The 4868-nt window shown below is 67.5% G+C and carries 4 protein-coding genes and 1 pseudogene; 1 reads left to right on the top strand and 4 read right to left on the bottom strand.

The genetic code is table 11. The features are described 5' to 3' along the window. Positions 1–32: 32 nt before the first annotated feature. Both FUT88_RS25805 and FUT88_RS25800 read right to left on the bottom strand, forming a co-directional pair. On the bottom strand, positions 33–767 hold the full coding sequence (locus FUT88_RS25805; RefSeq protein ID WP_147217731.1) for a response regulator transcription factor: 735 nt from the start codon (positions 765–767) through the stop codon (positions 33–35). Between the two features lie 95 nt (positions 768–862). After that, the gene (locus FUT88_RS25800) at positions 863–2587 is read right to left on the bottom strand and encodes a protease pro-enzyme activation domain-containing protein (protein WP_147217729.1); all 1725 of its coding nucleotides are present in this window, start codon (positions 2585–2587) and stop codon (positions 863–865) included. Between the two features lie 215 nt (positions 2588–2802). On the opposite strand from FUT88_RS25800, the gene FUT88_RS25795 reads away from it, so the two are divergent. After that, a complete protein-coding gene (locus FUT88_RS25795) occupies positions 2803–3636 on the top strand; it encodes a MurR/RpiR family transcriptional regulator (protein ID WP_147217727.1) in 834 nt (277 codons plus the stop codon). Between the two features lie 25 nt (positions 3637–3661). On the opposite strand, the gene FUT88_RS25790 is transcribed toward FUT88_RS25795, so the two are convergent. Together FUT88_RS25790 and FUT88_RS27110 are read right to left on the bottom strand one after the other, a co-directional pair. Next, on the bottom strand, positions 3662–4717 hold the full coding sequence (locus tag FUT88_RS25790) for a glucokinase (RefSeq protein ID WP_147217726.1): 1056 nt from the start codon (positions 4715–4717) through the stop codon (positions 3662–3664). Then, positions 4698–4868: pseudogene (locus FUT88_RS27110) on the bottom strand (6-phosphogluconolactonase); the annotation flags it as partial. The gene FUT88_RS25790 and the pseudogene FUT88_RS27110, both read right to left, overlap by 20 nt.

Raw genomic sequence — 4868 nt, 5'->3', positions numbered from 1 at the left:
CACAGCAGGGTTTTACGGATGGATTGCATGGATTATTGGTGCGCGTCGCCGCCGGCAGGTTCCGCAGGCGACGTCGGCGCCTCACGTGGAATCACATACCCCACGCCGCGGATGTTCTGGATGAAATGGCTGCCGAGCTTCTTGCGCAGCGCATGGATGTAGACCTCGACCGTGTTGCTGCCGACCTCTTCATCCCAGCCGTAGAGGTTGTCCTGCAGCTGCGCGATCGACCACACCTTGCCCGGCCGCGCGAGCAGCGCATGCAGCACCGCAAACTCGCGGCCCGACAGCTTGACCGGCACACCCGCGCGCAGCACTTCGCGGGTCACGGGGTTGAGCAGCACCTCGCCGTGGCGCATGAGCGGATCGGCACGGCCGCCCTGTCTGCGCAGCAGCGCGTGCATGCGCGCAGCCAGCTCCTGCAGGTCGAACGGCTTGACGAGGTAATCGTCTGCGCCGGCATTGAGCCCGGCTACGCGGTCGGCCACCGCATCGCGCGCGGTCAGGATCAGGATGGGGATGGAGATGCCGCGCTGGCGCAGCTCGCGCACCACGTCGAGCCCGTCGCGCTTGGGCAGGCCGAGGTCGAGCAGCATGAGGTCGAACATGGTGGTGCCCGGTTCCGCACCCGCGGCACCGGGGGCGGTCACGGCGTGCACGGCAGCCTCGCCGTCGCGCACCCAATCGATGGCGAAACCGTCGTGGCGCAAACCCTTGCGCACGCTGTCGCCGATCATGTCGTCGTCTTCCACGAGCAGTACGCGCATGACGAATCAAAAATAAGCCGGGGAAGGCTCATTGTAGAACCGCCGCGCGGGCGGCTCGCGCTTTGTGCGAAACCGCCCGCAAACTCACCTCCGCATCAGAATCCGCCCGATTTGATCAACTGGTTCAACGCGCCGATGTTCAGGCTGCCCCAGCCCGTCGGGTAGTCCCAGCCCTTGGCGGCGCTGTAACCGTAGCCCTGGTAGCCGTTGTTGCCCGACACCACGTCATAGCGCAGCAGCGACGCGTTGGCCGGAATGGCGCTGTACAGGCGCGCCGCCGGAAAGCCCAGGTTGCCGTTGGCCGCCAGCAGCCGCGCCCAGAAGCCGACGAAGATGGGCGACGCCAGGCTCGTGCCGCCAATCTGCTGCAGCTGCCCGTAGTTGTAGATGTAGGCACCGGTGCTTTGCGCCGCGTCGAACGACACATCGGGCAAGAGCCGCGCATTGCCGCCCTGCCAACTCGGTGCCGGCAGGATCTGACTGATGCCGCCGCCGGTGGCCCACAGCTTGCCGTTGCCGTCGAGGCCCTCGTTCCACACGGTCTCGCTGGCGAAGCTCGATCCGCTCGTATAGAGCGTGGTGCCGCCAATGGCCAGCACGTGCGGCGACGATGCCGGCCACGACACGCTGTAGTTGCCGCCGTCCGGATAGCCGCGGTTGTTGCACTCGTAGACGCCCTCGTCGCCGGAAGACACGGAGAACGTCTGCCCCTGCGCGGCGGCCGTGGTGAAGATGGCCTCTTCGGCATCGAGCGTGCCGTCGGCGCTGGCGTCGTTCTCGCACCAGCCGAGCGACACGTTGATGATCTTGGCCGTGTTGTCGGTCACCGCCTTGTTGAACGCCTTGGTCAGGCCCGTGTTGCCCGGCGCGTTGAGATCGGCCATGTAAAAGGCCAGCTTGCCGACCGCGCCGCCGGCCGCGCCCACGATGGACTGGCTGTCGAGGTTCCACTCGCCCTGGCCTTCCTGATCATCGGTGTAGTTGCCGCTGGTGCCGTTCGTCTTGATCGTGGTGGTGGACACCGTGGCGTAACCGTTGTTGCTCGTGAACGTGCGCAAGTCGCGCAGCGTTTGCGATACCCCGCCGATGGTGATGACGCCCACTGTGGTGCCGGCCGCCGTCGGCACACCGGTCGCGCCATACAGCGCCGGGAATTCCTTCGGGTAGTGGCCCGTCGCGGTGCCCGCTGCCAGCGTGCGCGCTTCGGCCACATCGCCCACACGCAGCAGCGGACGCGCGCGCACCACGTTCTGCAGACCCAGCACCGAGCCGACGATGCCGCCCAGCGCGCGCGGCACCTGCGCCTTGCCGCTGTTCGCAAATCCGCTGCGGCCGGCCAACTGGTAATGCACCAGCGGCGTGTTGAACGCCGCCTTGACCGTGCCGGCCGTACCGCGCGCCGACACCAGCAGCCGGTTGGGCGCCACATCGATATCGATAAAGCCGTTCTGCCGCAGATAGCCCACCACGGCGTCCACCTGCGCCTGCGTGGGCGCGTGGTCGGCCATGAACTGCTCGCTGGTCAGGTACTTGCGGTAGCGCGGGCTGCGCGGATCGTTCACATCGTGCGCGAGCGCCTTCAGCGTGGCCTCGTTGCGCAGTTTGAGGCTGACCAGCACATCGGTGGTCTGACCAGGTGCGACCTCGTTGGCGGCGCCGCGGGCCATGAGCTGCGGGCCGGTCACGAACGCCTTGGTGTGGGTATCGACCCAGTCGGTGGCGGCATGCAGCGGCCCAGCCGCGAACACCAGCGGCCAGGCATACGCCAGATGACGGCACAGCGTGGAAAAGCGCTGCAGGGGGAGAGCAGTACGGAGCATCGGATGTCCTTTTGAGGGGTACGACGTTGCAGGACCACGCCGCTTGTGGCGACGTGGGCGTCGTTCACCGTAGCCAACGCGCTCGCCTCGCAACAGTGCAAAAACAGTCAGTTGCAGTCGGAGCGCGCGGCATCTAGCAACCCCTCGCCGGGCGGTTGCGCACGGCTGCGCTTGCCTTTATCGTGATGCGGTCCGCCATTCGAACCCGCGCGCAGATGAGCGCCCAGCAAGCCACTTCCTCCGCCACACCCGATGCACCGACCGACCTGCGCGAGCGCATTCGCGCGGCGCGCCCGTCGCTCTCTCCGGCCGAACGCCAAGTGGCCGACTGGGTGCTGCGCCAGGCCGGAACAGTGCTGAGCCTGCCGGTGGCCGCCATCGCGCGTGAGGCCGGCGTCAGCCAGCCGACCGTCATCCGCTTCTGCCGCTCGATGGGCTGCCATGGCCTGTCGGATTTCAAGCTGCGGCTCGCACAAGGCAACGTCGCCCGAGATGCCGCACCGGCGCGCAGCGCGTCGCCCTCGGGCACGCGCGTCCTGCGGAACGCCATCGATTCGCTCACCACGCTGCAAGAACGATTCGACGCTCGCACGCTCGATGCGGCGGTGGCGCTGGTCGACAGCGCACATCGCATCGACCTGTACGGCTTCGGCAGCTCCGGCGTGGTGGCGCTCGATGCGCAGACGAAGTTCTTCCGCTACGGCATTCCCGCGAATGCGTATAGCGATCCGTATCTGGTGTCGATGTCGCTGAACGTGCTGCAGGCGGGCGACGTGGTGATCGCCATTTCAAAATCGGGCGCGTTGCCCGAACTGCAGACGGCGGTGGAACGCGTGCGCGAACTCGGCGTGCGCGTGATTGCCGTCACCACGCCTGGCAGCCCGCTCGCGGCACTGGCCGATGTGGTGCTGCCCGCCGACGTGGACGATGCCGTGGCGGACCGCTCGATGGTCGCGCGCCTGTTGCACCTGGCGCTGCTCGATGCGCTGGTGCTGGAAGTTGCGCTGCGCAAGGGCAGCGCGCCCCAACACGCCGATCAACCTGAATAACGCCAATGCCGACGCCGACGCGGCGTCAGTGTCCCTGGGCCACCGCGTGGTCCATGGCAGCACAGAGGCCGATCAGCCCCGGGTACGGTGAATGAATCACGTACACCGGCATTGATGCCACATAGGCCGAGAAACGGCCCTTGTCTTCAAAACGCCGCCGGAACGGCGAGTTGGCAAACGCCGGCCCCAGACGCGGGACGATGCCGCCGCCGATGTACACGCCACCGCGCGCGCCCAGCGTGACCGCCAGGTTGGCCGCGATGGTGCCGAGAAACGCGCAGAACGTATCGACGGCGTAGCGGCAGCGTGCGTGGTCGCCCGCAGCATCTTCCATCTCGCCCAATGCGATGGCAGTGATGTCGGCGGCGCGGCGCAACGTGGGGCCTTGCTGCCAGAGATCGAAGCACGCGCCGAGCGCCTCGTAGATCAACTCCAGGCCCATGCCAGAAATCAACCGCTCGGCCGACACATGGCCGAAGCGCTCACGCGCGAAGCGCCAGATCACGACCTCCTCGTCATTCATCGGCGGAAAGGCGACATGGCCGCCCTCGCCGGCCACGGCAATGTAGCGGCCCTCCGCCGTCGGCAGCAGCGACGCGACGCCCAGGCCCGTGCCGGCGCCGAGCAGCGCCCGCGGCGCATCGGCCAGGCTGGCGCCGCCGCCAACCTGTTCCAGCTCATCTGCAGGCAGATACGGCAACGCATGCGCCAGCGCTGCAAAGTCATTGAGCACGACGAAGGTGTCGAAACCCAGCGACTGGCGCATCGCCTCGATCGAGAACGCCCAGTCGCGGTTGGTCATGCGAATCTGGTCCCCCAGCACCGGATTGGCGATGCCGATGGCGGCATGCCGCACGCCAGCCGCCGCGATTTCCGGCGGCAGCGATGCCAGGTACGCGCGCATGGCCGCTTCGAGCGACGGGTAATCATCGCCGGCCAGCACACCGATGTGGGCCAGGCGCATGGGCGCCATCTCGAGCGCAAAGCGCACGTTGGTGCCGCCCACGTCGGCGACCAGCCGCGGGTAGGCCAGCGTGTCGGCCACGGTGCCCGCGTTCACGTCATGCAGTCCAATAGACATCGAGCGGTACCTCCCGCTGATGAATGACATAGCTCACCGGCAGCGCGCGCTGTGCCCCGCCTTGCGCGGCCTCGTCGAACACACCGCGCTTGACCGGCCCCGAGATCGACAGAAACAGCCGCCGCGCCGCACACAGCGCAGACAGGTTCAG

The sequence above is a fragment of the Ralstonia sp. TCR112 genome (assembly GCF_007997035.1).
In the GTDB taxonomy this organism is placed as follows: domain Bacteria; phylum Pseudomonadota; class Gammaproteobacteria; order Burkholderiales; family Burkholderiaceae; genus Ralstonia; species Ralstonia edaphi.
The sequence above is the reverse complement of the archived record's forward strand: the minus strand, read 5'-3'. Positions and strand labels throughout refer to the sequence as shown.